Annotated in this window: 1 protein-coding gene; it reads right to left on the bottom strand. The window is 78.6% G+C overall.

The features are described from left to right. A partial coding sequence (locus ACLIYP_RS30530; protein WP_412716310.1) for an EamA family transporter occupies positions 1 to 905 on the bottom strand: 905 nt, incomplete at its 3' end. Between the last annotated feature and the right edge of the window lie 194 nt (positions 906 to 1099).

Here is a 1099-nt window from a genome sequence, read left to right as displayed (position 1 = left end):
CGGGCCAGGGCGCCCGCGCCCAGCGCGACCCCCGCCCCGACCAGCAGGCTGCCGCCCGCCTGCGCCCAGCCGTAGGAGCCGGTGGCCACCAGCGGAGCGGTCAGCGCCGCGCAGACCGGGATGAGCCCGGAGAAGAGTGTGGCCCGCTCGGCGCCGATGCGGCGGACGCCCGCGTACCAGCAGACGAAGCCGACCACCGTGACGACGACCGCCTGCCACAGCAGCGCCGCCGCCTCGGCCGGGTCCGGCATACGCAGCCAGGCCCGGCCGTCGAGCACCACGCCGAGCAGCGCGGCCTCCAGCGCCGCCAGGGCGCAGGCCGCCGCGGACAGCAGCCGGGCGCCCAGCGGGCGCACCAGGGGGACGGCGATCACCGCGAACCCCACCTCGCCCGCCAGCGCGGCGACCGACCACAGCAGTCCGGCGGAGTCGGTGCGGCCCCAGCCCTGTACGGCCAGGGCGCCGGCAGCCACCAGCAGCGCCCCGTACACCACCGCACGCGCGGGCCGGCGGCCGTCAAGGGCGGGGACGACCACGGCCACGACGACCGGCGCGCAGCCGACCAGTACGCCGGGCACCGCGGGCTCGGCGGTCCGCTCCGCGGCCAGTACGGCGAGGTTGAAGCCGACCATGCCCACGGCGGCGAGCAGGGCGAGGCGCGTCCACTGACGTGCCGTCAGAAGACGCAGGGGCGCGAGCGCCCCGCGCCCGAGCAGCGGCAGGAGCAGCAGGCAGGCCAGACCGTAGCGCAGGGCCTGGCCGCCGGCGTGGGGATAGTCGCCGAGCACGCTGTTGGCGGTGAAGGAGGCGCCGACCAGGCAGCAGGCGACGGCGGCGAGCAGGGCGCCGCGGCGGCGCGCGGCCGTGGAGGGGGCGGAGGGGGAGCCGGAGGAGGCGGAGGTCATGGGACCGACGCTAGGAAGCGGCGCGGCCCGGTTTAAGGTCCACTTCCATGACGGTTACGGGGACCACTTCCGGCGAAGACGGAGGCCGGGGCGGGGACGCGGCGGGGCAGGGCGCGGAGCCGGGCGCCGGGCCCGGCGGGGGTGCGGCGTGGGGGCTGCTGCTGCCCGTCTCCTCGGCCCCGCCCCGGCAGCGC

It is taken from the genome of Streptomyces nanhaiensis (genome assembly GCF_046614825.1).
In the GTDB taxonomy this organism is placed as follows: domain Bacteria; phylum Actinomycetota; class Actinomycetes; order Streptomycetales; family Streptomycetaceae; genus Streptomyces; species Streptomyces radiopugnans.
Note: the sequence above shows the minus strand (reverse complement) of the source record. Positions and strands in the feature narration are given on the sequence as shown.